29 protein-coding genes are annotated in these 24,991 nt (G+C 54.6%); 15 read left to right on the top strand and 14 right to left on the bottom strand.

Features of this window, described 5'->3' with window-relative positions; genetic code table 11:
• Positions 1 to 771 (bottom strand): MBL fold metallo-hydrolase, encoded by a 771-nt coding sequence (locus MT343_RS04185; RefSeq protein ID WP_145469730.1) that lies wholly within the window; start codon positions 769 to 771, stop codon positions 1 to 3.
• Positions 772 to 862: 91 nt separating this feature from the next.
• On the opposite strand from MT343_RS04185, the gene MT343_RS04180 reads away from it, so the two are divergent.
• Positions 863 to 1,801, top strand: a complete 939-nt coding sequence (locus MT343_RS04180) for a GlxA family transcriptional regulator (RefSeq protein ID WP_145469731.1) — start codon at positions 863 to 865, stop codon at positions 1,799 to 1,801.
• Between the two features lie 61 nt (positions 1,802 to 1,862).
• A complete protein-coding gene (gene trxC / locus MT343_RS04175; protein WP_145469732.1) occupies positions 1,863 to 2,300 on the top strand; it encodes a thioredoxin TrxC in 438 nt (145 codons plus the stop codon).
• 2 nt (positions 2,301 to 2,302) lie between these two features.
• Here trxC and MT343_RS04170 read toward each other — a convergent pair whose 3' ends face one another.
• Positions 2,303 to 3,442, bottom strand: a complete 1,140-nt coding sequence (locus MT343_RS04170; RefSeq protein WP_186435962.1) for a response regulator — start codon at positions 3,440 to 3,442, stop codon at positions 2,303 to 2,305.
• Positions 3,443 to 3,587: 145 nt separating this feature from the next.
• Between MT343_RS04170 and MT343_RS04165 the strand changes: the two genes are divergently transcribed.
• A complete protein-coding gene (locus MT343_RS04165; protein ID WP_145469734.1) occupies positions 3,588 to 3,827 on the top strand; it encodes a YdcH family protein in 240 nt (79 codons plus the stop codon).
• 65 nt (positions 3,828 to 3,892) lie between these two features.
• Here MT343_RS04165 and MT343_RS04160 read toward each other — a convergent pair whose 3' ends face one another.
• The 6 genes from MT343_RS04160 to MT343_RS04135 form a co-directional block, all read right to left on the bottom strand.
• Positions 3,893 to 4,567 carry a TorF family putative porin gene (locus MT343_RS04160; RefSeq protein ID WP_145469735.1) on the bottom strand — a complete coding sequence of 225 codons (675 nt, stop codon included), beginning with the start codon at positions 4,565 to 4,567 and terminating at the stop codon, positions 3,893 to 3,895.
• 130 nt (positions 4,568 to 4,697) lie between these two features.
• Positions 4,698 to 5,660, bottom strand: a complete 963-nt coding sequence (gene lipA / locus MT343_RS04155; RefSeq protein WP_186435963.1) for a lipoyl synthase — start codon at positions 5,658 to 5,660, stop codon at positions 4,698 to 4,700.
• A 1-nt stretch (position 5,661) separates the two neighbouring features.
• Entirely contained in the window at positions 5,662 to 6,297 is a 636-nt protein-coding gene (lipB, locus tag MT343_RS04150; protein WP_145469736.1) for a lipoyl(octanoyl) transferase LipB, read from the bottom strand.
• Entirely contained in the window at positions 6,297 to 6,569 is a 273-nt protein-coding gene (locus MT343_RS04145; RefSeq protein ID WP_225692204.1) for a YbeD family protein, read from the bottom strand. Before MT343_RS04145 ends, lipB begins: the two co-directional genes overlap by 1 nt.
• 161 nt (positions 6,570 to 6,730) lie before the next feature.
• Positions 6,731 to 7,882, bottom strand: a complete 1,152-nt coding sequence (locus MT343_RS04140; RefSeq protein WP_145469738.1) for a D-alanyl-D-alanine carboxypeptidase family protein — start codon at positions 7,880 to 7,882, stop codon at positions 6,731 to 6,733.
• A gap of 252 nt (positions 7,883 to 8,134) precedes the next feature.
• Positions 8,135 to 9,226: a hypothetical protein gene (locus MT343_RS04135; RefSeq protein ID WP_145469739.1), complete on the bottom strand. Its 1,092-nt coding sequence runs from the start codon at positions 9,224 to 9,226 to the stop codon at positions 8,135 to 8,137.
• Between the two features lie 387 nt (positions 9,227 to 9,613).
• On the opposite strand from MT343_RS04135, the gene MT343_RS04130 reads away from it, so the two are divergent.
• A complete protein-coding gene (locus tag MT343_RS04130; RefSeq protein ID WP_145469740.1) occupies positions 9,614 to 9,895 on the top strand; it encodes a hypothetical protein in 282 nt (93 codons plus the stop codon).
• 31 nt (positions 9,896 to 9,926) lie between these two features.
• On the opposite strand, the gene MT343_RS04125 is transcribed toward MT343_RS04130, so the two are convergent.
• The gene (locus MT343_RS04125; protein WP_145469741.1) at positions 9,927 to 10,388 is read right to left on the bottom strand and encodes a YchJ family protein; all 462 of its coding nucleotides are present in this window, start codon (positions 10,386 to 10,388) and stop codon (positions 9,927 to 9,929) included.
• Entirely contained in the window at positions 10,385 to 11,413 is a 1,029-nt protein-coding gene (locus tag MT343_RS04120; RefSeq protein ID WP_145469742.1) for a DUF3549 family protein, read from the bottom strand. The genes MT343_RS04125 and MT343_RS04120 overlap by 4 nt, the downstream gene beginning before the upstream one ends.
• Before the next feature lie 156 nt (positions 11,414 to 11,569).
• Between MT343_RS04120 and MT343_RS04115 the strand changes: the two genes are divergently transcribed.
• Positions 11,570 to 11,809, top strand: a complete 240-nt coding sequence (locus tag MT343_RS04115) for a hypothetical protein (RefSeq protein WP_145469743.1) — start codon at positions 11,570 to 11,572, stop codon at positions 11,807 to 11,809.
• 9 nt (positions 11,810 to 11,818) lie between these two features.
• Here the strand turns inward: MT343_RS04115 and MT343_RS04110 are convergent, their stop codons facing one another.
• Positions 11,819 to 12,439, bottom strand: coding sequence for a DedA family protein (locus MT343_RS04110; protein WP_145469744.1), 621 nt, complete (start codon positions 12,437 to 12,439; stop codon positions 11,819 to 11,821).
• 99 nt (positions 12,440 to 12,538) lie between these two features.
• Here MT343_RS04110 and MT343_RS04105 point away from each other — a divergent pair, with 99 nt between their 5' ends.
• Entirely contained in the window at positions 12,539 to 13,393 is an 855-nt protein-coding gene (locus MT343_RS04105) for a class I SAM-dependent methyltransferase (protein WP_145469745.1), read from the top strand.
• A gap of 30 nt (positions 13,394 to 13,423) precedes the next feature.
• Here the strand turns inward: MT343_RS04105 and MT343_RS04100 are convergent, their stop codons facing one another.
• A complete protein-coding gene (locus MT343_RS04100) occupies positions 13,424 to 14,410 on the bottom strand; it encodes a GGDEF domain-containing protein (RefSeq protein ID WP_145469746.1) in 987 nt (328 codons plus the stop codon).
• Positions 14,400 to 15,332, bottom strand: coding sequence for a GGDEF domain-containing protein (locus MT343_RS04095; protein WP_145469747.1), 933 nt, complete (start codon positions 15,330 to 15,332; stop codon positions 14,400 to 14,402). The genes MT343_RS04100 and MT343_RS04095 overlap by 11 nt, the downstream gene beginning before the upstream one ends.
• Positions 15,333 to 15,449: 117 nt before the next feature.
• On the opposite strand from MT343_RS04095, the gene MT343_RS04090 reads away from it, so the two are divergent.
• From MT343_RS04090 to MT343_RS04055, 8 genes are read left to right on the top strand one after another with little or no spacing between them, the layout of a single operon-like run.
• Complete coding sequence (locus MT343_RS04090; protein ID WP_145469748.1) at positions 15,450 to 16,706, top strand: glutamate-5-semialdehyde dehydrogenase; 1,257 nt, start codon at positions 15,450 to 15,452, stop codon at positions 16,704 to 16,706.
• On the top strand, positions 16,687 to 17,376 hold the full coding sequence (gene nadD, locus MT343_RS04085; protein ID WP_145469749.1) for a nicotinate-nucleotide adenylyltransferase: 690 nt from the start codon (positions 16,687 to 16,689) through the stop codon (positions 17,374 to 17,376). Before MT343_RS04090 ends, nadD begins: the two co-directional genes overlap by 20 nt.
• A 6-nt stretch (positions 17,377 to 17,382) precedes the next feature.
• Positions 17,383 to 17,733, top strand: coding sequence for a ribosome silencing factor (gene rsfS / locus MT343_RS04080; protein ID WP_145469750.1), 351 nt, complete (start codon positions 17,383 to 17,385; stop codon positions 17,731 to 17,733).
• Complete coding sequence (gene rlmH / locus MT343_RS04075) at positions 17,730 to 18,197, top strand: 23S rRNA (pseudouridine(1915)-N(3))-methyltransferase RlmH (RefSeq protein ID WP_145469751.1); 468 nt, start codon at positions 17,730 to 17,732, stop codon at positions 18,195 to 18,197. The genes rsfS and rlmH overlap by 4 nt, the downstream gene beginning before the upstream one ends.
• Before the next feature lie 7 nt (positions 18,198 to 18,204).
• Positions 18,205 to 20,058 carry a penicillin-binding protein 2 gene (gene mrdA, locus MT343_RS04070; protein ID WP_145469752.1) on the top strand — a complete coding sequence of 618 codons (1,854 nt, stop codon included), beginning with the start codon at positions 18,205 to 18,207 and terminating at the stop codon, positions 20,056 to 20,058.
• A complete protein-coding gene (gene rodA, locus MT343_RS04065) occupies positions 20,058 to 21,203 on the top strand; it encodes a rod shape-determining protein RodA (RefSeq protein WP_225692195.1) in 1,146 nt (381 codons plus the stop codon). The genes mrdA and rodA overlap by 1 nt, the downstream gene beginning before the upstream one ends.
• A gap of 11 nt (positions 21,204 to 21,214) precedes the next feature.
• On the top strand, positions 21,215 to 22,189 hold the full coding sequence (gene mltB / locus MT343_RS04060; protein WP_145469753.1) for a lytic murein transglycosylase B: 975 nt from the start codon (positions 21,215 to 21,217) through the stop codon (positions 22,187 to 22,189).
• Positions 22,186 to 22,959 carry a septal ring lytic transglycosylase RlpA family protein gene (locus MT343_RS04055; RefSeq protein WP_145469754.1) on the top strand — a complete coding sequence of 258 codons (774 nt, stop codon included), beginning with the start codon at positions 22,186 to 22,188 and terminating at the stop codon, positions 22,957 to 22,959. Before mltB ends, MT343_RS04055 begins: the two co-directional genes overlap by 4 nt.
• 102 nt (positions 22,960 to 23,061) lie before the next feature.
• On the opposite strand, the gene ccoM is transcribed toward MT343_RS04055, so the two are convergent.
• Positions 23,062 to 23,181 carry a cytochrome c oxidase subunit CcoM gene (ccoM, locus tag MT343_RS19575; protein ID WP_286716578.1) on the bottom strand — a complete coding sequence of 40 codons (120 nt, stop codon included), beginning with the start codon at positions 23,179 to 23,181 and terminating at the stop codon, positions 23,062 to 23,064.
• Positions 23,182 to 23,530: 349 nt separating this feature from the next.
• On the opposite strand from ccoM, the gene MT343_RS04050 reads away from it, so the two are divergent.
• Positions 23,531 to 24,982, top strand: a complete 1,452-nt coding sequence (locus tag MT343_RS04050) for a tetratricopeptide repeat protein (RefSeq protein WP_145469755.1) — start codon at positions 23,531 to 23,533, stop codon at positions 24,980 to 24,982.
• The last annotated feature ends 9 nt before the right edge of the window (positions 24,983 to 24,991 follow it).

Below are 24,991 nucleotides of genomic sequence, written 5' to 3'. Positions count from 1 at the left end.
TCAAGAAAAGCAGAGTTCTTCACCGTCCTGCGGAATATGTAAGCGTTCCAGAATACCTGCCCGACGTGCTGCCAGTGTCAGTGACTGGCGTGTCACCGGGCAGTGATCCAGAGCCTCCAGATGGTTTGCCACCACCACTCCCTGACTAAGGCGTGCGGCTTCCAGTGCTTCTTCCTGTCCCATGATGATATCGCCACCAATATCAAACCGTGCCCCTCCTGCCGGAATCACCGAAACCTGCGGCTGCTGCTCCGTCAGACAACGTTTCACTTCAGCTGTCAGCAGTGTATCACCTGCTATATACAGACTTGGCTCCTGCGGATAGCGAATCAGGTAACCAAAGCCATGGGCCATCATGCTGCCCACAATCCCGCGGCCGTGCACGCAGGGAACCGGTGTAATTTCGCCTTCCAGAAAAGACTGTGTTCCGCTTTGCAGCGGCTGAACGTTCAGCCCCTTACTGCGCAGAAAATCAGCATCTCCAGTCATACAGAATACTGGTATACCGCGCTCACGCAGCCAGCGGCTGCCAGCCCGGTCAAGATGATCAAAGTGCCCCTTCTGGCAATGGGTAATCAGACAATGGGTCACTTCATTCAACCAGTCAGGGCTGTCATCCGGCAGCTCAACCAATGGGTTACGCCGACGGCTGAAAGTTGCGTATTTCAACGCTGGGATCGCCCCTTTCGGAGCCAGCATAGGGTCCACCAGAATGCGCTTTTCGCCCAGCTCAACAATCATGGTGGCATTACGAATCTGTCGTATTTTCATAGCGCTCTCCTCTCTGAGTAAGGGCATTGTAGAGGGGGCCTGCACGCGCTAGCATGGCAAGAATCGACATAAAACAGACATTTTTAAGCAGATGAACATTGGATTACTGCTCTACCCTGATTGCATCCCTGCCGGCCTGTTCGCCTTTGCCGACCTGCTGACTGCCTGCAATCTGCGCCTCGGCAAACGGCAATTCCGTATAACCTGGCTGAGTGAACCCGGCGGTGCATTGCCGGTTGCCAATGGTCAGACGCTCGACACTCTAGCACTGGCGGCAAACCCACCGGATGCCCTGCTTATCCCCGGTGCCTGGCGTGATCGTCATCAGGTCATACAGGCAAGTGACCAGGCGCTGGTTAACACCCTGCAGCGGCTGCCGGACAACACACAATTATGGAGCTACTGTACCGGCGTTTGTCTGCTTGCCCGCAGCGGACGTCTGGATCAGCACAACGCCACAACAACCTGGTGGCTGAAAGATACAGTCAGTCAGGCTTTTCCACAGGTTCACTGGAGCCTGCAGCACAGCTGCCTGTTTGACGAGCATCTGGCAACGGCCTCGGGAGTTAACGGCTATCTGCCCATCGCGCTGAAGCTGATCAGCCGCCACTGCGGTGCTGCTCTCGCCGAAGAGATCCGTCGCTATATGGTGCTGCCGCGACCGAATGAACAGAACAACCCTTTTCAGCAACTTCCCCTGTTACTGCAACAAAGCGAGCTGTTACGCCGCATTATCCAGTGGGTGGAGCAAACTCCGGCACAACAGGTACAAACCTCTGCGCTGGCCGACCATCTGCACCTAACCCCGGCCACACTGGCACGCAGGGTTAAACAGGAAAGCACAATGACCTGCGCACAGTTGCTGCGGCTGATCAAACTGAATCAGGTCAGTGATCAGTTACAGACCAGCAACCGCAGCATCAGCGAAATCAGCCATATGCTGGGGTTTGTTGATGACAGCAGCCTGCGCCGCAGCTTTCGCCAGCTGACCGGCCTGACACCAGGTGAGTATCGCCGGCAATTCGGCTGAGCCCTTGAAACTTCATTACCGAAGACGCATATAGATGGCATATTCTCGCGGAGATTCCATCATGCATTACACCTGCCCATCCTGTGCCGCCATTAACCGCATCCCTGAAGATCAGCAACAAAAGCTGCAGGCCCAGTGCGGGCGCTGCAAACAGCCCTTATTCAACGGTCATCCGGTGGAACTGAACGACAGTAATTTTCAGCGTTTTCTGCTGAAAAATGATCTGCCGGTAGTGGTGGACTTCTGGGCCAGCTGGTGCGGCCCGTGTCAGATGATGGCGCCGGTATTTACCCAGCTGTGCGGACAGATGCAACAACAGATGCGCTTTGCCAAGGTAAACACCGAACAGGCGCAGCAAACCAGCGCGCAACTCGGCATCCGCAGTATCCCGACGCTGATTGTTTATCATCAGGGAAAAGAAATTGACCGTCTGGCCGGAGCCTTACCGGCACCGCAGCTGCAACAGTGGTTGCAGGCGGCGCTGAGTAAAATTCACTGATCTCAGACAGAGTCTCTGTCAGGCAGGCGCTTTCCGGCAATATCAGCCAGCGCCTGCAGCACCGGCTGCAGCGGGCCGGTGACATCTGCGCAGTTACGATACAGGCGCTCCAGCTGACCCATATGATTACGCACCAGCTGCGTCAGATGCTGCTCCTGATCCGGATCGAGATTCAGCAACAGCAGCTCTTCAGACAACTCCAGCTCCAGCTCCTGCACGGTTTCACGCGCACTGTTTAACCCCTGATCCTGACGCTGCTGCAAATGCTGCAGGGCATATTCCACATCGTCCAGTGCATTCAGCAGCGTCTGTTGCTGATGCAGTTTGTGCTCAGTCGCCAGCGACTGCAGCCTTGCATGTACACTGCTCATAAGAACGCACAGGTGATCTTTTATCCGGCCATAACGTGCCTCTTCCTGCCAGGGCACGTTCTTGATCAGCACGGATGCATTACCAAAGTTCACTATCATGCGTTTTTCCAGCTCGATAATACGCGCGCCTTCGCGGCAGCTCAGCAACAGCTCCGCTTCCAATGGCCGCACCTGCTCAGCATGCGAGACAAAACAGAACTCCGGCCCCGTCCAGCAAGCCAAAACAGCATTCAGGCCAAAGTTTTTCAGGCTGGCAATCAGTACAGAGGCCAGCTGCTGGCGGTTTTTACAGCCCATAACCTGCTCGATAAAGCGACTGATCTCCCCCTGCTCCGCCGAGTGAGTCATGGCTTCAAACGCCGCCTGGCGGGCATAATCGGCCGATGATTGCAGGATTTCCCGCTGCTCACTGCTGAGCAGAGCGCGCTCAACCTTGGCGCGCATCTCGTCAATATTAAAAGGTTTACTGATAAAATCGTCGGCCCCGGCAGCATACCCCTGCAGACGCTGGTCAAGATCACTCTGACCGGAGACAAACAGAATCGGCGTATGGCGTGTTGCTTCACGGGCACGCAACAGACGACAGATTTCATAGCCATCACGGCCCGGCATCTGAATATCCAGCAGAATACAGTCCGTCTCCGGACGCAGACCATTCAGAAACCCTTCCGGATCGGTAAAGGACTGAACATCGTAGTTATCCAGCGCGCGCTCAAGCAACCTGACCATACTGATCTCATCATCCAGCAGCGCAACGTTGTTACAACTCATATCCCTCTCCCTGAAATAATTAACGATTTGATCTGCATCAACTATAGCAAAGCCCCTGCAAACGACAGGGATTCGCCTGATCTGTATCAAGACGCTTTCTGCCAGAGCAGGCAATCTGAAAGCATCTGCAAAAGGAGGCCTGATAATGACAATTGAACACCACGACCTGCACAGCGAATTTCCGGACATGGGCGACCAGATCCGTTCCCTGAAAATGAAAGACCGTCACTTTGCCCGTCTGTTTGACGAGTACCATGAAGTTGACCGCGAAGTACGTAAAATCGAAGAAGCCGTTGAAGCGGCCTCCGATGAGCGCCTGGAAGGCCTGAAAATGCGCCGTCTGCATCTGAAGGACGACCTGTATGCGATGCTGAAAAGCGCCTGAGCGTTTCCGCCAGACACAAAAAAGCCCGGATTTTCCGGGCTTTTTTGTGGGTAACGCATCACTTATCAGAAGTTTTTGCGTACACCGATAACGAAATTCAGATCGGAATCGTCTTTATCGTTATTGTCGCCATAAGGGGTGTCATCGCTGATAAAGTCAGCAGCGATAAACAGATCAATCTTATGGAATTCGGGGAAATCACGGGCCACTTCAACACGGGCAGTCAGCGCTTTATCGTCAGCGTCATCCACCATCCACATACCAACGGCTACGTCCAGGTACAGACGCTGCGGCAGGTGTTTTTCGAAAGTGACTTCCGGATACCAGTACTGAGCCTTTACGCCACGGTGCATATTGACAGACAGACCCTTGGCCGGGCTGGTACCCAGTTTGAATTCGGTTTCTTCACGACCCACATCGAACAGGGTGTTGTAAGTACGCACGCCCATATCGAGGTTAAAACCATCGAACTGGTTGTTGTAGCCGAAATACACGTCCATCTCGACCGGCAGACCTTCGGCGCCGTCTGGCTTATCAACATTGGAGAACCAGGCACCGGCATAGGCATTACCGTTTTTAACATCTGCACCACCCTGCAAGGCCGGACCATCATCAGTCTGGCTCAGGCCACGGAACAGGTAGTTTGAGACAAAAGCGGCGTTATACGTCACAGTGGCGGCGGATGCCGCAGACGAGAGTGCCAAAAAAGCCGGAATGGCCAGCAATGTAGTGCGTTTCATGGGGTTCCCTCAGTGAATTAAACAGGAACCCCTTGTCTACCACAGAGCGATTACAGAATCATCGCCCAGCGTTTCACAATCCAATAACGTTCACAGAAAGAGCCGCTACAGAATCACGGCCCACAGCATTTTACAATCCGCCAACGTCTTCCCCCTGCGCCTGCAGATCCGCATGGTAAGACGAGCGCACCAGCGGGCCGCTGGTCACACGCAGGAAACCCAGACTCTTGGCGATATCACCCAGCTCTTTAAACTCTTCCGGTGTAGCAAAACGCTTAACCGGTGAGTGATTTTTGCTCGGCTGCAGATATTGCCCCAGCGTGATGTGATCAATGTTATGCGCGCGCATATCCTTCATCACTTCAATCACTTCCTCGTTGGTTTCGCCCAGGCCAAGCATCAGACCGGATTTAGTCACCACCTGAGGGCGGCGGGCCTTATATTCTTTCAGCAGCGTCAGAGACCACTGGTAATCAGAACCCGGACGGCATTCTTTGTACAAACGCGGCACGGTTTCCAGATTGTGGTTAAACACATCCGGTGGCGTTTCGCTGAGAATATCGAGGGCAATTTCCATACGGCCACGGAAGTCCGGTACCAGGGTTTCAACCTGAATCGCAGGGCTGTGCTCGCGGGTCAGGCGGATACAATCAGCAAAATGCTGGGCGCCGCCATCACGCAGATCGTCACGGTCTACCGAGGTTATCACCACGTATTTCAGGCCCATATCGGCAATGGCGGTAGCCAGATTGATCGGCTCATCCACATCAAGCGGATTCGGCCGGCCATGGCCCACATCGCAGAACGGACAACGGCGGGTACAGATATCGCCCATGATCATGAACGTTGCCGTACCGCCACCAAAACACTCACCGATGTTCGGGCAGCTGGCCTCTTCACACACGGTGTGCAGCTTGTGCTTGCGCAGCTTCTGTTTGATGTCGTTAATCTTCGGTGAGGCCGGAATACGCACGCGGATCCAGTCGGGTTTACGCGGCAACTCTTCGGTAGGGATGACTTTGATCGGGATACGGGCGACCTTTTCAGCACCACGTAATTTTTCTCCCTGAACCACTTTCGCCTTATCTGTCATATCACGCTCCGGGCGCATCGCTGCCGGCACTCAATTCAGCCAGCAACTGTTGTTGTAAGGAAGCAATCACCGCCTCAATGCTCAGCGGCAGATCGGTTTCATTGCGCATCTGCGTCATCTGCATGCCGGCATAGCCGCAGGGATTGATACGCTGAAAGGGCTCCAGATCCATATCGATATTCAGAGCCAGGCCATGAAAGGAGCGGCCATTTTTAATACGCAGCCCAAGTGAGGCAATCTTGCGCTCACCGACATAAACACCCGGCGCATCTTCGCGCGGAGCAGAATCAATCTGCCACTCGCTGAGAGTGGCCACGATCGCACGCTCAATTGCCGACACCAGTGCCCGCGGTCCCCAGCCAAGGCGTTTGATATCCACCATCAGATAGACCACCAGCTGGCCCGGCCCATGATAGGTAACCTGCCCGCCACGGTCACTCTGCACCACCGGGATATCGCCCGGCATCAGTACATGTTCGGCCTTACCGGCCTGCCCCTGGGTAAACACCCGCTCATGCTGCAGAAACCAGAGCTCGTCAGCTGTCTGTTCATCGCGCGCGGCGGTAAAGGCCAGCATATCGTCATACACGCGGGTGTATTCCTGCAGGCCCAGCTCACGCACAAGCACAGCCGTCATCAGATCACCATATGGATATAGTCATGGGCCAGCAGGTCTTTGTGCAAAGCCTGCAGCTGTTCGATCCCTGTGGCCGTGATATATACGGTCAGGGCACGGAAACGGCCATTGGAACTGTTGCGGATCTGAATGCGTTCAACATCGCATTCAGGCGCATGAATACGCACAATCTCCAGTACAACCTCGACATAGTCATCCTTACCATGACCGAGAATTTTTACCGGATAGTTAGCGCAGGGGAATTCAATTTTTGGAGCTTCAGGCTGACTCACGTTTATGGCCTCTCTGTACATCAGAGCCTTATATGGTTGTAACCCATACGAAATTCAAGCGCCATCGGACTTTGGCCAAAGACGCCACATTATTCAGCAGCCAGAAACACAAAAGCCAGCCTGAGCCAAAACCCAGACTGGCACGTATCTGCCGCGTTCAATCAGGCAAACAGGCGGGCAAAGAACAGCTTGATACTGCCCCACAGACGACCGAAGAAACCAGCTTCTTCAACATCAGACAGCGCAATTAACGGACGCTCAGCCTGTACTTCACCTTCCATGCTGACGGTCAGGGTACCAACCACCTGGCCTTTAACGATGGGGGCTTCAAGAAATTCATCGGTCAGGATATTCACTTCCAGCTCGCCTTTCATGCCGCGCGGCAGGGTCAGGTAAAGCTCTTTTTCCAGACCAATATCAGCGGTTTCGGTTTTACCCAGCCACACCGGATTGGTTTGCAGTACCTCTTCAGCGTTATAGACCTTACGGGTTTCGTAATAACGGAAACCGTAAGCCAGTAATTTCTGGGTTTCACGGGCGCGGGCTTCTTCGCTGCGGGTGCCCATAACAACGGCAATCAGACGGGTGTTATCACGCACAGCAGAAGCCGCCAGACAGAAACCGGCCTCATCGGTATGACCGGTTTTCAGGCCGTCTACGGAAGGGTCACGCCACAGCAGCTTGTTGCGGTTTGGCTGACGGATGTCGTTGTATTCGTAATATTTTTCGGCGTACAGCTTGTAATAATGCGGATGGTCTTTAACGATATGCAACGCCAGCTTAGCTATATCGCCAGCGGTAGATAAATGCCCCTCAGCCGGCCAGCCGGTTGCATTTTCAAAGTGGGTATTGGTCATACCAAAACGTTCAGCGTACTGATTCATCCAGCCGGCAAAGGCTTCTTCCGAACCGGCAAAGTATTCGGCCACCGCAACGGATGCATCGTTACCTGACTGCACGATAATGCCACGCAGCAGATCAATCAGCGCAACTTCGGTACCTTCGCGCACGAACATTTTTGAGCCGCCTTTACGCCAGGCTTTAACACTGATCGGCACCTGAGTCTGCTCAGTGACATTGCCCAGTTCCAGCTCATGCACAGCAATATAGCTGGTCATCATTTTAGTCAGACTGGCCGGCGGTAAACGTTCATCAGCGTTATGTTCAACCAGAATGCGGCCACTGTCGGCATCCATCAGCACATAGGCACTGGCATCCAGATCCGGCGCTTTAGGCACGATTACTTCTGCCTGCACGGCAGAAGCAGTGATGGCAGAAATCATTACAGAAACTATCAATAGCAAATAACGCATAACAAATATTTAACCGTTGGGTAAACACGGGCGCGCATTGTAACACGCTGAACATTTTTTGCAGGGGGCAGAAAGAGTAACGACTGCTCCTGCTCCCTCCAATGTTCGTTTGCCCCTGTCGGGTGAATTAGCCGGGCCGCTGCCCGACCATGAGTGACCGTAAAAACCGGTGTTTGGTTCCATCGCCACAGACGAAAAAACGATATAAAAAAACCCGGCAAAAAACCGGGTTTTTATCTTCAGCGCGTAAGTTTAATCCCCTGCCTGACGCACCAGAGAGACTTCACGCGTTGGGTGCAAAGTCACAAACGGAGCGTTGTCAGCTACAGCCTGATAGCTGTGACGCAGACGGAACGACTTATCCAGACGGCGCAGACACAGTGTCAGGCGTACCGTCAACCAACGGTAATCCGCTTTATCCTGAGTATGAACAACCACCGATGCATCGTTATCCAGAATGGCTTTACAGACCGGCTGCAGACTATCGGCGATATCACGGTCACGGCTGGCAATCTGCTCGGCTGAAACCGGATAGCTGGCCATAGGCGCGGTATCTTCTTTCGCTTCACTCCACAACTCAGAAACTTCATTACTGCCGGCGCTGGCTTTTACCACAGGCTTAGGCGCTACGGGTTTAGCCACGGCGACAACAGGAGCAGCTTTAGCCGCTGGTTTGGCATCAGCTTTAGATTTAGCAGTGTTGGCCTTTTCTGCATCAGCCAGACGTTTTGCAGCGGCTGCTTTTTCGGCTTTTTCCGCTTCAGCACGACGCTGACGTTCCTCTTCCTGACGACGCAGACGTTCCTGCTCGGCTTTCTTCTTGTCCGCCGCAGCCTGACGTTTTTCTTCTTCCGCCTTACGCTTACGCTCGGCTTCTACCTTGGCTTTTTCTTTTTCTGCAGCTTCGGCCAGTTGTTTCTGACGCGCCAGCTCTTCTTTGCTCGGGCCTTTTTCTTCAGCACGGGCAACCACGTTCGGTGCACCTTTATAAAGCTTATCCAGTTTATCCTGGCTTTCTTCCAGCCCCGGAGTCAGTGCTGCTACCAGCCAGACTTTATCCAGATACCCCTGAGCCTTATCGTACTCTTTGGCTGCGATGGCTTTGTTTGCCAGCGCCACATAGGCTTCGCCCCACTGATAGGCCAGTGGCACAACACGGAAATCATAGGGAGCCTGCTCACGGAAAGCGTCGATACGCTCCAGCGCGTTATTGCCTGCGGGGCTGGATAAACGCTGTGCAGCAATATCGGCTTTGATGCTGCTCAGCAGCTGATCCAGGTTCTGGGTAGCGGCCTGGGAATTCATGGCCAGCAGTAGAGCAGTTACGGTAATCAGTCGTTTCATAATGAGCAGCTTTATTTTGTTATCGTTTTGTCGGGCATAAGCGGAGCCTGTTCATACTGATTAAACAGGCCTGTTATCGACTAAAAATATCTCAGGCAAGGCGCTGAGAGTGTGGCCTAACAGGTTAAGCGAGCGAACAGCAACGCGGCATGAGTAATTTTTAGCCATAACCCTTCGGGCTGAGGCCGGTTTCTCCCATAAACCTCGTCGTTCGTCATTCATTTAGCCTGCTAATATCAGTCCTCTCTCCTTGTTCTGAGGAAAACTGGCTCTCAGCAGGCCTGATTCAATTAGTGTGAACAGGCCCGAGGCTGGTAAGATGCAAAGAATCGCCCTCTGATGTCAAGTTCCATCTGTCATTCACCTGTAATACGCGGAGAAAAAACCATGTGGCTACGCCTCGGTTCACTGTTATTTGCCGTTCCCGGCATTATTTTGCTAACACTGTACGGAATCGAAATGTCGGCCGTGACTGAATGCAGCCAAAGCGGTGGCTTTTACGACTTCATCAATGCCCGCTGTGCCGATCAGCCGCAACCACAGAGCAGTTACTATCAGCGCCACAGCACGCTGGTCAATCTGATGATGCTGTTGTCTGTGCTTGGCACTTTTGCCATGGTCTGGGGCATGTTGTTAAAAGGCATGACCCGTCCGCAGCAACCATCCTGACAGGCCTTTTATCCGGCGCCCGATATCAGTGTCAGGCGCCGCAACACTTCTTGTATTTTTTCTCGCTGCCACAAGGGCAAAGGTCATTACGCCCCGGCTGCAGCGGCTGAAAATCAGCCTTACCATCCACATAACGCCAATGGCCATCGGCCGCTAAAGCAAAAGCAGAAACCTCGCTCAGGCAGAACCAGTCTTTGCCTTCACAAAAACGCGCACTGAAACTGACCGTCGCCCTGTCGCCATCCTGCTGTGAATCATGCACCGTTAAGCCAAACCAGCGGGTATCGTTATCCAGCGGTAATTCTGCCGGGCGGGTGCGGCTGTCCCAGCTTTCGAGCAGATACTCCTGCAAGCCAAAGACAAAAGCGGTGTAACGCGAGCGCATCAGGGCTTCAGCGGTTGCAGCAGGCTGTCCCTGATGCAACGGCTGACAACAGTCACCATACAGACGGCCACTGCCACAGGGGCAAAGAGCTTCTGCCTGACTGCTCATTGCAGACGCCCGCGGTCACCCTGACGCGCCAGCGACAACAGCTGACCAATCGCCTGCGCCAGCGATTCACTGCGCTGCGGAGAACGGAAGACTTCCATAAAGCGCTCGCGCATACCCGGCAACGCCAGCAGGTCGGCAACCAGCGCATTAAAGGCACTGATGCCCTGTTCGTTAACCGCCAGACATTCGAGATAAGCCAGCAGCAGTCCACCCTGCAGATCACGCCAACAACGGCTGCCCAGCGCGGCCAGCAACTCGACCGAACGGCTGTGCGGATGTTGCAGCAGCAACTGCAGCAACAGCACGCGCTGATCGGCATTAACACTGTGCGATAAGGCACGGGCAAAGGCTGCCAGATCGGCCACCTCAGCACCGCCTGCCACCACCTGTGACAGGCTGTCGTTAATCGCGGAGGTCAGCGCCTGACCCGGTGCGGCATTTTCAAGGAAGCCCAGCACCACGTTGCGCGGCACCGCGGGTAAATGCGGCAATGCATTACAGAGCAGGGTTTCATTCTGCTCTTCGGCCAGGCGTGCAACCACTTCCGCCAGCCCCTGCAGACCAAGCTGCTGCCAGTTGTCCCAGCCGATATCACCGCTGAGGTAAGCACGGGCGGTCGCGTAGTATTGGGTCGTCCCCTGCCCCAGCGCCTGCAGCGCCAGTGCATGAAAGTAGGCCATACGGTTGGCATCCGGTTTGTAGCTGCAGGGCGCATCGCCGTGCTTCTGATCCGGATACTGGGCAACCCGCAGCCAGTGTTGCAGGAAGGCATCACGCGGACCCGGCTGCAGAATGTTCTGCTCATCCAGCGGCAATTTCACAAACCAGATATTGTGCTGTCCCGGCTCATCGGGATTCCAGCTGAGAATGCCCAGCCAGGCATGTTTCAGATAGGGTACCGGATAGGGTTTCTGCATCTGTTCAAAGGCTTTGAAATCCGCCAGAGGCACTTCTTCGATGCGTCGCCCAAGATCAAATACGCGCATCTGCGCGCCACTTTTGGCTACCAGTTCAGCAATGGTCACAACTTAGCTCCACAACAATGGGCTGATGGCGATCAGCCCACAGAAAATTCAACGGCGGGCAGTTTACCAGTTTTTGCCCGGCAGCCGGGTATATCCGCGCTAATTCCGATAAACTGACGTTTTACCCCACATAGCCTCAGGGCCACAGGAGTTGTTATGGGTCTTATTTTCGCCATTATGGCAGGCATGATTATTGGTGGTGCCCTGGTGGCATACCGGCTGAGTAAACGCTGGCAGCAGCAGGTAAAAGATGCCGAAAAAAGTCTGCAGGAGATTGCCGACCAGCATCAGCAGGAAGTGGCCGCTGCGCGCGAACTGAAACAGAAAGTCGCCGACCTGCAGTTTCAGCTTAATGAGGCACGTAACGAAGTACGGGCATTACAGGATAAGCAGTAAGACCTGTTATCAGCGGCCTTTCCGGCGCCGCAATACGCGACTGAGCAGCAGCGCGACCAGCGTTGCCAGTCCCAGCCCCAGCAATAATTGCCAGGGTTGCAGCACGGTCAGGGCTGCCTGACCAAACCAGTAAACCGGCAACAGATAAAACGCCGCCCAGGCCGCCGAAGACCAGCTGTTTACCCACCAGAAGTCGCGCACCGGCATCCCGCACACTCCGGCCATGGCCGGAACCAGAGGGCGCAACGGGCCGATAAAACGCCCGAGCGCAATGCTCCACACACCGTAACGGGCGAAAAAGTGCTCAGCTGAGGGCAGCCAGTCAGGGTGACGGCGGAAGATATTCCAGTGCGCCAGCCGCGGTCCATACCAGCGACCAATATGAAAACTCAGACCGTCACCACAGAATGCCCCCGCCGCTCCGGCAAGCCACCACCATGCAACGGGCAGTCCCTGCTCCGCCGCCAGAATGGTTAACGCCACCAGCAATGCCACACCAGGAATAAATAACCCAACCACCAGCAGCGACTCAGCCAGCGCCAGAACAAATACCGCCGGCAGCAACAGCCAGACATGTTGCTCAACAATGTCGGTGAAACCTGCAAAAAAACCGGATAGTGCCGACTCCATCACAACCGCCCGGGATGTTGCCGATTGACCACGCGTGGACGCAGCAGGGTATTCCCCTGTATTCTCGTGTGCGTACACAACAACAATAAAAGACAGCTCATGACCTCTTCCACTTCCGCCACCGATACGTCCCGCATCAGCATCAGCGCTCACTATACCGGCTACATCTGGTACAAGCACGGCCTCTCCGCCCCTGGGTTTATTACCGGTATGGGACGTGTCGCCAACGCTGCACTCAGCCCGGTTAATGCCTTTTTACGTCTGGTGGCCGGTGCTGATATCGATACATTTTTACTGCAGCGGCACTCTGTTATTGATCATCAGGTCGAGCGCCTGATTGAAGAAGAAGGTGTGGAGCAGATTGTTGAAATTGCTGCTGGTCTATCGCCGCGCGGTTACCGCTTTAAACAGAAATATCCGCAGCTGACTTATATCGAAGCCGATCTTCCCGGCATGGCCAACCGCAAACAGGCACTATTGGCGGCCATTGGCCAGGCCAGTGGCCACAGCGTCCGGGCCTGCAATATTCTGCAGCAAAGCGGTGATGACTCTATTGCCGCCTTGCTGGCCAGTCTTGATCCGGCGAAAAAAACCGCCATCGTTACCGAAGGGCTGGTGAATTATTTTGATCTGACCACCATCCGCAGTGTCTGGGCACGAATGGCGGAAGGTCTGAAAGGATTTTCCGGCGGATTTTATGTCACCGATTTATACCCGGATTTTGCCGATCATCCGTCATACCGCTACGTAAAATTCGCGCAGAAACTGGTGGGATTTTTTACCCGCGGCCAATGGCCGCTGCACTATTCATCGGATGCCGCGATTAAAGAAGGCTTTCAGCAGGATGGTTTTAACGAGGTACGGGTACACGACCCGGCGGAATTTTACGGCAAGCTGAACCTGCCACAATCAAAAACAAAAACGCTGGTGCGGATTATCCGCGCCAGCGTTTAAGTCACAGGCAACAACCGTATTGAAACCCTGTTAATCGGCAAACGCCGCCAGTTGCAGACTGGCGCGTTTCTGTTTCTTCAGTTTTGCCGATAAGCGTTTTTCCAGATCTTTACTGTCTTCCCCACTCTGCAGACCCACCGCCGATGCGCTGATGGAAATCTCCGCAAAGGGTTTCCACGCCTGTTGCTGCAGGGTGCGCTTAACCCTCTCCATCAGCACAATGGCGCCATCTTCCGGACAGTTCGGCAGCACCAGTACAAACAAATCATCGGCCAGACGGAATATTTCATCTCCGGCACGGATCTGGCGCTGAGTGCGTTCTACAAAGCGCGGCAGAAACTGCGACATCACCCGGTTACCGTGAATATCAATCAGCTGACGGTAATCATCAATCACCAGTCCGATCAGGCTGACACTGTGACGGGTCGATTCACTGCGGGCAATCTCGCGGGTCAGGGCATGAAAAAAGTGTCTGCGGTTATAGGCGCCGGAAGTCTGATCGGTCAGCGCCAGACGTTTCAGCGACCAGCCTTTTAACAGCGTTAAATAGGCAAAACACCAGGCAGAGCCGAGCAGCAATGAGTAATTGGTGCCGGTGCGCAGCGCCAGCATAAAACCATGATCAAGCCACAGCAGCAGCGTCATCAGAACCGCGACCACCACATTAAATACGGTGGCCGGATACAGCGGCAGACAAAAATAACTGAACAGTGGTAAGGCATATAAATAATGCGTCATCAGCTGCGGGTACTGCGGCAACTGATACAGCGCCAGTCCGGCCAGGGTAAAAATCAGCGGATAATTGACCCAGGAGAAGCTGTCACGGTCGCGGTTGATATAAATAAAAATGGCGCTGAATACAAACGCCGGGATGGCAATGGCGTTACTCAGCACCAACGGGTACAACCCCTGCCGGTACTGGTCGTACATCAGAATGCCAATGGCGACCGATGCCAGTAAATACACCACGGCCTGAAGTCTTGGCAGCAATTCGTCCTGTGATAAGTCAGCCAGCATGTAATGTCTCCATAACCCGGCGGATCAGACTGTGAGCATCGTCATCCGGTTGATAGGCCTCCACATGCACCGGCAGTTCTTTCAGTGCGGCAAACTTTTTATCGGCCATACAGCCCAGCAGCTGGGCTTTCAGCTCTTCAGAATCCTGCGGATCACTGTGCGGCATAACAATCACAAAATCATCGGTATTCAGGCGGTAACAGGCATCGTATTTACGCAGACACTTGCGCAGTTTATTACCGAGATAACTCAGGCGCTGTTCATAATCTTCCACTTTCAGACTGTGCCAGGCCTCTGGTGTTGCCACCGCCATTAACATCAGGCTGCTGCGCTGACGGTCAGCACGGGTCATTTCTTTATTCAGATCCAGATACAACTGATGTTCGTTATAGACCTGCGTCAGCGGATCGGTATTCACAATCTCGGTCAGGGCACGGTTATTACGTTCGTTAATCAGTGCATACATCACCGAGAAGGTGTAACAGGCAGCGTAGGTAAACAGCATCTGCAAACGGCTGTAATTATCAAAGTCTTCCAGTACCAGTAATACCAGCACCGCGCTGTACGCGAGGGTAATGTAGCTTGCCAGACGGAAGGGAAACAAAAAGTAGGTGTACACCGGCACAAAATAAATCCAGTGCGCGACCTGTGCACTCTGATGCATACCAAACAGGGTAAACACCGATAACAGCCCCACCAGAACCCACTCCGGGTACGGCGAAGAACGCTGCTTACGGCGCAGTAGCAGGTAACCGGCATAAATCACCAGCGCCAGCGAAAAACCGGCGGCAATCATGGCGAACTGTTTTTTATCTTCGAGCAGATCCAGGGCGGCAATAATGCTCAACCCCAAAGCCGCAAGCAGGCAATAAAGGACTTTAACCTGCAGCACGACCAGGCTGTGAAACTGCGTTTTTTCCATAACCGAGAGAATCCGTAGCTGAAATTACTGCACCGCAGAGGCTGCGGACGCTTTCATTGTAGTTGTTGGTGTATACTAGCGCACTTTCTCCCGCTACAGACTGTTCAGGTGTGATCGATGGATGTAATCGAATACATGCAGACCCTGGGTCAGAATGCCCGCCAGGCCTCCCGTGCCATGGCCCGCGCGTCGACTCAGGACAAAAATAAGGCGCTGCTGGCCATTGCCGACGCCATTACCGCCCAGCGCGATGCCATTAAGGCCGCCAACCAGCGTGATATGCAGCGCGGCCGCGACAATGGCCTTGAGGCTGCCCTGCTTGATCGTCTGGAACTGACCGACGAGCGTATCGATACCATGATCGAAGGCCTGCATCAGGTAGCCACACTGGCCGATCCGGTCGGCGAAATCACCGATCTGAAATACCGTCCAAGCGGCATTCAGGTGGGCAAGATGCGCGTGCCCCTGGGCGTTATCGGCATCATTTATGAAAGCCGTCCGAACGTCACCATTGAGGCCGCCAGCCTGTGCCTGAAATCCGGCAACGCCGCCATTCTGCGTGGTGGTTCCGAAGCCATTGAAGCCAACCGCACACTGGCCGCCATTATCAGCGCCGGCCTGGAAGAAGCCGGCCTGCCGGCCAGTGCCGTGCAGGTGGTGGAAACCACCGACCGTGCCGCAGTCGGCGCGTTAATCACCATGCCGGAGTACGTGGACGTGATCGTACCGCGCGGTGGCAAAGGCCTGATTGAACGTATCAGCCGTGACGCCAAGGTGATTGTGATCAAGCATCTGGATGGTATCTGCCATGTGTATATCGACGAATTCGCCGATAAAACCAAGGCCATCAATATCGCCATCAACGCCAAGACACACCGCTACGGCACCTGTAACACCATGGAAACCCTGCTGGTGCATCAGGCCGTGGCCGCCGATATCCTGCCGGAGCTGGCCGAAGCCTATGAAGCCCTTGGCGTGGAGCTGCGTGGCTGTGAGCGTACCCGTGAATTGCTGACCGATATTAATGCCGCGACGGAAGAAGACTGGCATACCGAATATCTGGCGCCGGTACTGGCGGTGAAAATCGTCGACGATATGGACAGCGCCATCGACCATATCAACCACTATGGCTCACACCATACCGACACCATCGTCAGCGAAAACTACACGCTGGCACGGCGCTTCCTGACCGAAGTCGACTCCAGCTCGGTGATGGTCAACGCCTCAACCCGCTTTGCCGATGGTTTTGAGTACGGCCTGGGCGCCGAAATCGGTATCTCCACCGATAAAATCCATGCCCGCGGCCCTGTCGGTCTCGACGGTCTGACCTCACAAAAGTACGTAGTGCTGGGTAATGGCGAAGTCCGTAAATAAGCCGCCCGCCACGCAGCCAACCGCCAGGCAATCGTCCGGCAGCCGCCACAAACGCTGGGCGCTGCTGGGCGGTACCTTTGATCCGGTTCATATCGGTCATCTACGTATCGCCGTGCAATTGCGCGATCTCGGCTTCGAAAAAGTCCTGCTGATTCCCAACCGCATTCCGCCACACCGGCCCCAGCCACAGGCCAGCGCTGAACAGCGTCTGGCAATGCTGCTGCTGGCATGCCGCAACCTGGATGGGATTGAACCGAGCAACATCGAGCTTGAGCGTGATGACCTGAGCTACAGCGCCATCACCGTCGCTGCCCTGCGCGCCGCCTACCCCAGCGTCGGTTTTACCTGGGTCATGGGACAGGATGCCTGGCAGGGGTTCGAACACTGGCATCAGCCGCAGTCACTGCTGGATGAAGCCAATCTGCTGGTCATCAGCCGTCCCGGATTGCGCAATGTCAGCCACTGGCAGGAACAACAATTAGAGCAACGTGAGTGCTCACTGACCGATTTACTGGCCGCTGAAGCCGGTCATATCTGTCTTCATCACTGGCCGGAGCTGGATATATCCGCCTCCGACTTGCGCCGGGCTATCAAGCAGGGCGACAATGTGACCTTTCTGACACCGGACGCGGTGCTGGATTACATAACCCAACAACAACTCTATCGATAGAACTGAATGCAAACTGAGCAAATCAAATCTCTGGTGATCGACGCTTTGGAAGACCTGAAAGCGCAAAATATCACCGTTCTCGACGTCCGCGGCCGTACTTCGGTAACCGACTGGATGATCATCGCAACCGGTACTTCTAACCGTCACGTCACAGCTGTTGCCGCTAACGTAGAAGAAAAAGCCAAACACGCCGGCCTGCGCCCTAACGGTACGGAAGGTCGTGCCGCCGCTGATTGGGTTCTGATCGACCTGATTGATGTGGTGGTACACGTTATGACCGACCAGTCCCGTCACTTCTACGATCTGGAGCGCCTCTGGGGAGAACCCGGCGCAGAGACCGGACAATCTGAGGCATGAAACTGCGCCTTCTGGCGGTAGGTCATAAGATGCCGGCATGGGTGGAACAGGGCTTTGCGGAATACGCCAAGCGCCTGCCCGCCGACTGCAGCATCGAACTGGTGGAAATTCCGCCGGGACACCGCGCCAAAAACACCAGCAAAGAAAAAGCCATGCAGCAGGAAGCTGACGCTCTGCGTAAAGCAATCCGTCCGCAGGATCATGTCGTGGCGCTGGATGTAAAAGGCAGCAACTGGTCGACCGAGCAGTTGTCACAGCAGCTGGAAGGCTGGCGCATGCAGGGCGGCGATGTGGCCCTGCTGGTCGGCGGCCCGGATGGCATGACTGCCGAAGTACTGGCACTGGCCAGACAGCGCTGGTCGCTGTCAGCACTGACTCTGCCCCACCCGCTGGTGCGTGTACTGCTGGCCGAACAGCTGTACCGCGCGTGGAGCATCCTGCAGGGCCACCCTTACCATAAGTGAGTCGTTTATGTGGGAGCATTCATTCAGGGATAAATCGGCAGAACGGAGGCTGTTCCGCTCCCGCGCATTAACACTGGCCATCTTTATTTTCCTGATGCTGTGCATACTGGCCTGGCGCATGGCCTATCTGCAGATCAACCTCTACGAAAAATACAAAGACCTGTCGGAAAACAACCGTATTCAGCTGCGTCCTATTGCACCTAACCGCGGTCTGATTTACGACCGCAACGGCATTCTGCTGGCCGAAAACATTCCCTCTTACAGTCTGACCCTGGTACCGGAACGGGTACGCGATATGGAGCAGACCATCGCTTTCCTCGATCAGCTGATCGGTATCAGCGAACGTGACCGCGAACAGTTTGAAAAACGTCAGGGCTTCCGCCGCCGGCCGTTTGAGCCTGTAGTGCTGCGCCACCAGTTGAGCGAAGACGACATTGCCAAAGTGATGGTCAACCGTTTCTACCTGCCCGGTGTCGACGTTGAAGCCCAGCTGGTGCGGCATTACCCGCAAGGTGAAACCTTTGCTCATGTACTCGGTTATGTTGGCCGGATCAACCAGCAGGAGCAGGCCACCCTCGACACCGACCCGGAAACCAAGCGCCGTTACAGCGCGACCCAGTTTATCGGCAAGCTCGGCGTGGAGCGCCGTTACGAGCAGGATCTGCACGGTGAAGTGGGCTACCAGAAAGTAGAAACCAACGCCCGTGGACGGGTTATCCAGATTATTGAACGTCAGGACCCTGTGCCCGGCCAGGACATCAGCCTGCACCTCGACAGCCGTTTGCAGAAGCTGGCAGAAAAAGAAATGAAGGGGATGCGTGGCGCCCTCGTGGCAATCGAAGTGGCAACCGGCGGTATTATCAGTCTGTACTCCAACCCGAGTTTCGATCCGAACTTATTTGTTACCGGAATCTCACACAAGGATTATTCAAGCCTGCGTGACAATCCCGATCTGCCATTGTTTGACCGGGCAATCCGTGGCCAGTATCCACCAGCTTCCACTCTCAAGCCTTTCGTTGGCTTAGCGGCACTGAACTCCGGCATCACCAGCTGGAACGAGAGCATCGATGATCCGGGCTGGTATCAGCTGGAAAATGACGAACGCCTGTATCGCGACTGGAAGCGCAGCGGCCACGGCAAAGTAAACCTGCAGCGTGCCATTGTTGAATCCTGTGACACCTATTTTTACGACGTCGCTGTACGGGCCGGTATCGACAATATTTCGCCGTTCCTCGCTCAGTTCGGCTTTGGCCGCAATATGACACTGGACATCAGCAACGCCCTGCCGGGTTTATTGCCCGACCGCGACTGGAAACGCGCCAAAAGAAAATCCTTCTGGTACGCCGGTGACACCGTCAACCTCGGTATTGGTCAGGGCTTTATGCTGGTTACGCCGATGCAGCTGGCAACCGCAACCGCAGTACTGGCCAATCGTGGTCAGTGGCAGGTACCGCGTCTGATTCTGGCGCATAACGATATAGCCGACGAAATTCCGCATGGCGATATTGCCGATATTCAGCTGAAAAACCCGCAGGACTGGGAACAGATGTATCACGCCATGGAACAGGTGATCAGCGGCAGCCGTGGCACAGCCCGGCGCCTGCTGAGCAAACTGCGCTACCCGATTGCCGGTAAAACCGGTACCGCGCAGGTCGTGGGCATCAAACAGGATGAAGAGTACGACTCCGAATCCCTGCGTGAGCGCTGGCGTGACCACGCACTCTTTATTGCTTTTGCTCCGGTGGAAAAGCCAGAGATTGCCATTGCCGTGGTGATCGAAAACGGTGAATCCGCCGGCCGTACCGCCGGCCCTATTGCACAGAGCATCATTAACGAATACCTCGGAGGCGCAGAAGGCTAGTGGCTAATACCGATTTCAGCCGCACCATGGGCAGCGGCCATCACCAGCATGGGTTCGATCGCAGCCGCGCCTGGTTTGAGCGCATGCACATCGACCTCATTCTGTTCCTGCTGATTCTGCTGCTGGCCGGTTGCGGCCTGCTGATTCTGTACAGCGGCAGCGGCCAGGATATGACCATGGTCAAACGTCAGGCGCTGCATTTTCTGATCGGTTTTATCGTCCTGATTGTCGTGGCCCAGTTTCCTCCGCGCTTTTATCAGACTGTGGCTCCCTGGGCCTTTGCCATCGGTGTTATTGCGCTTATCGGCGTACTGGTCATGGGCGTGGGTGCCAAAGGCGCACAACGCTGGCTGGAACTACCCGGTCTGCCGCGTTTTCAGCCATCAGAGCTGGTGAAGCTGGCGCTGCCGCTGACGGTCGCTTGGTATATGTCGACCCGTCCTGTACCGCCGCGTTTTTTCGACCTGATTAAGGCCATGATAATTATTGGCCTGCCCACCATTCTGATTCTGAAACAACCCGATCTCGGTACATCCATTCTGATCAGCGCGTCCGGAATTCTGGTGTTGTTTTTTGCCGGTATGTCCTGGGCATTAATACTGTCGATGATAGGTATTGTCGCAGCCTGTGCACCACTGATGTGGTTTTTTGTGATGCGTGAATATCAGAAACAACGGGTGCTGACTTTTCTCAATCCGGAAAGCGATCCGCTCGGGTCCGGCTGGAATATTATTCAGTCAAAAACGGCCATTGGTTCAGGCGGCATTGATGGCAAGGGATTTTTACAGGGCACTCAGTCGCAGCTTGAGTTTCTGCCGGAAAGCCATACCGATTTTATTATCGCCGTACTGGCAGAAGAACTCGGCCTGATTGGCGTACTTGCCCTGCTGATATTGTACTTTCTGATTATTATGCGTTGCCTGTATCTGTCTTCCCGCTGTGAAACTTTATTCGGCCGTTTGTTGTCCGGTAGTCTGGCCGTTACGTTTTTTATCTATGTATTCGTAAACATAGGTATGGTCAGTGGCATATTACCAGTGGTCGGCGTACCCTTACCGCTGGTGAGCTACGGTGGCACCTCGGTAGTCAGTCTGCTGACGGCTTTCGGTTTAATTATGTCCATGTACACCCACCGGCAGAATTAGGATACAGATTTATGCGTTTTTTCCGTGACACCCTGAGTAAATTAAGCAGCGCTTTATTGTTATGTGCAGCCCTGCCTGTTTCTGCAGCTTATGATCAGCATCCGCGCAGCGACGAATTTATTGCTGAAGCCAGCAAAGAATACAAAATTGATCCGGCCGAAATCCGCGCCTGGCTGACCCATGCCGAAAAGCTCGACTCCGTTCTCGAAGCCATTGCCCGTCCGGCCGAAAAAGTAAAAGAGTGGGACGAATATCAGGATATATTTCTGACCTCAAAACGCATATCTGCCGGTAAAGCATTTTTGCAGGAACATGCCGAGCTGCTGCAACAGGCCGAACAAAAATTCGGTGTGGATAAACACATTATTGCTGCCATCATCGGCGTAGAAACATTTTATGGAACCCGTCAGGGAAATTATCGCGTACTCGATTCCCTCGCCACACTGGCCTTTGATTATCCGCAACGGCCGCTGTTCTGGCGCGAATTAAAAGCCTTCTTTGCTCTCGCCCGCGATGAAAAAATCGACCCGGCCAGTGTCAAAGGTTCTTATGCCGGAGCGATGGGTTATGGCCAGTTTATTCCGACCAGTTTTCTGAACTACGCCGTTGATGCTGACAAAGACGGTAAGCGTGATCTGTGGGGTAACCCTGCGGATGCGATTTTCAGCGTCGCCAACTACTTCAAACGCCACGGCTGGCGCACCGGTGAAGCCGTAACCCAACGCGTTCGGGTCAGCGGTAAAGACTATGAAGAAATCATCAACGACAGCCTCAAACCCAAATGGACCGTTGCCGAATTAAAAGCACTGGGCGTGGAACCGACCAATAAAGTCGCCGAAGACCGCCCCGCGAACCTGATCCGTCTGCAGGGAAAAGTCGGTGCAGAATTCTGGCTCGGTGAACACAATTTTTATGTTATCACCCGCTACAACCACAGCCGCATGTATGCCATGGCCGTCTATCAGTTGAGTGAGGCGCTGCGTTGAGAGCGGTTACCCTTCTGCTGGCACTGACACTGGTGCTGGCAGGCTGTGCAACCTCGCGTTATCAGCACGCCAACGACTTCACTCCGGCAACCGTTGCCGATATCCACAATCTGCCGGAACCGGAACCTAAAGCAGAGCCCCGCAGCAGCATGGGTAATCCGCGCAGCTACCAGGTATTCGGCAAGGAATATCAGGTGATGGACAAGGCCGATAACTACAAAGAACGCGGTATTGCTTCCTGGTACGGTATGAAATTTCATGGTCACCGCACCTCAAACGGCGAAATTTACGACGTCTATCAGTTCAGCGCGGCCCACAAAACCCTGCCTCTGCCCAGCTATGTCCGTGTTACCCGGGTTGATAACGGCAAATCCATTATCGTGCGGGTCAATGACCGCGGGCCGTTCCACGAAGGCCGGATTATTGATCTGTCCTATGCTGCTGCCGTTCGCCTTGGCATCAATAAAATGGGCACGGCCGTGGTTGATGTTGAAGTTGTCACCCCACCCCATGCCCACAGCGTACGCTGGGTGCAGGTCAGCGCGTTGTCAGATGCCGCCGCCGCGCAACGGCTGCAGGCCAGCCTGCAGCGCTCACTGGCGCCCATGACCTGGCCGGTCAGCATCAGCACTCAGGACGGCGGAGCCGGTTTACATAAAGTGCGGATCGGACCAGTGCCCGAGGGTGATGATCTGCAGGCCGTACTGGACCGGCTTAATCAGCTGAATATCCGCCAGCCACTGCTGCTGGCTGCTCACCAGCTGAACTGATCACAACAAAGAGACAAAAAAAGGGGCCATGACGATCAACGTCAGGCCCAGAGGCAAGGTACTCAGCGCAGAAACAGTAAAACTAAAGCGTGTTGGCCCGGCTTATTCACCAGTACCGTGTTTTTCGATGTCTTTCTTAACAGCCCAGTAAACGCCGCCAAAGAAGGCGCAGGTCAGGGCAACAATAATCAGGCCGGAAAATACAACTTCATCCATAAACATAGTGCTCACCTCTCAGTTAAGCCGTGCAGTTCGGAGCGGCAATGGCTGCGTTGGCTGCTTCATTGCGCTTGGTATGAAGTCACTTTAGCAAGGGGCCGGAAGGCAGAATTGATGTAAATCAACGAAAAAATCGCCCCAGAAAGAGGTTGATACGGAGCTTGATACACATCAAATAACCATACAGTTATTATGACTAATGGTGTAAACCTTGCTACCGAATATGCTGAGCATCAACACTCCTGCGCAGATCCCTTGCAGCCATGCAGCAGACAGACACTGCGCAATTATTGGTATTTATCGTCAGTCAGTGCACACTATGTAAACCGGCGACCATAAAGGACTGAGCAAGGTGAAAGGACCAATTACACAAGCTGCTTCACTGCTGCTGTGCGGATCACTGTTCTCTGCGGCCCTGCTGCAGGCGGAAGAACAACCCGCCGCCGGAACGTCCTCTGTGACAGAGGCAACGGCAGAAGCTCCGACAGACCAAGCCACACCTGCCCTGACGCCTGTTGCACTAGGTGCAGCGCCCGAAGCAGATACCACAACACTGGCACGAACCAATCAGCAACTGTCACAACTGATCCGGCAGCAGGACTACCAGAGCGCCTATCAACTGGCACAACCACTGCTCAGCCTTTACGAAGGCGACCCGTCATTTGATTTTTATTACGCATTCAGCGCTGCCCAGCTTGGATATTTCAATGAAGCCTTATTCGGCTTCGAGCGCCTCAGCAGCAACTACCCGGCAGTTGCCCGCTACCGTCTGGAGTTAGCACGTGCTTACTATTACCTTGGTAATCACGATGCTGCCGAGCAGGAGTTCAGCCGGGTTCAGAGTACCAACCCGCCTGCGCAGGTCCGGGAGACCATTGCACAGTTCCTGCAACGTATTCAGGAGCAGCGCCTGAGCGTGATGCCTGCCTGGGGAGGTTTTGTCTCCGCCAGCGGCGGTTATGACTCCAACTACAATACCGCTACTGATCTCAATGAGGTCGACCTGCTCGACGGCCTGCTGACCGCGCGCCTGAGCCGTGATCAGCGCGCTAAAGGCAGTGGCTACTATCAGCTGCGGGCCCAGGGCAGTTATATCAGCCCACTGACACAGCGCAGCGCCATCGACCTGCAGTTAGGAGCCAGCCGCAAAGACAACGCCGCCGATGATCTGTTTGATCTGGATAACCTCTACGCCAGCGGCGGCATGCGGATGGTCCGTGGACGTCACAATCTGCGGCTTGGCGGTCGTTACAGCCACTATTGGCTGGGCCGGGATGATCTGCTGTCAGACCTGTCGGCGAATCTGGAATGGAACTACCAGCTGGCCAGCGAATGGCAGAGTCAGACCCGTCTGACACTGAGTAGCCAGGACAATAAGCTCAATGATGATCTCGACCTGCTGCAGGCCGAACTTCAGGCGGGTGCCGCTTTTTCAGCCGGATCGCTCTCAGCCCAGTTTGCACTGGTGCTGGCCACCGATGATGGCGAACAGGAGTATCAGGCACGGGACACGCAGGGTATTAACCTGAGTGCTCAGCAACTGCTGAACATTCACAGCAGTCTGTATGCCAGCCTGATTCTGCGCGACTACCAGTTTCAGGGGGCATTTCCGGCAGACAACCTGCTCGCCGCCGGCGAAACCCGTGCCGAGCAAATGATCCAGCTGGTACTGGGCTACGGCTATACCCTGTTACCAGCCCTGACCCTTTACACCCAGGCCAGCCAGGTCCGTTACAACAGCAATCTCCCCTTGTACGAATATGACCGCACGCTGCTCGAAGCGGGCATCAACTGGACATTCTGATGGAGGCCA

The organism is Venatorbacter sp. C2-1 (assembly GCF_022832715.1).
GTDB classification, from domain to species: domain Bacteria; phylum Pseudomonadota; class Gammaproteobacteria; order Pseudomonadales; family Oceanobacteraceae; genus Venatoribacter; species Venatoribacter alkanivorans.
The sequence above is the reverse complement of the archived record's forward strand: the minus strand, read 5'-3'. Positions and strand labels throughout refer to the sequence as shown.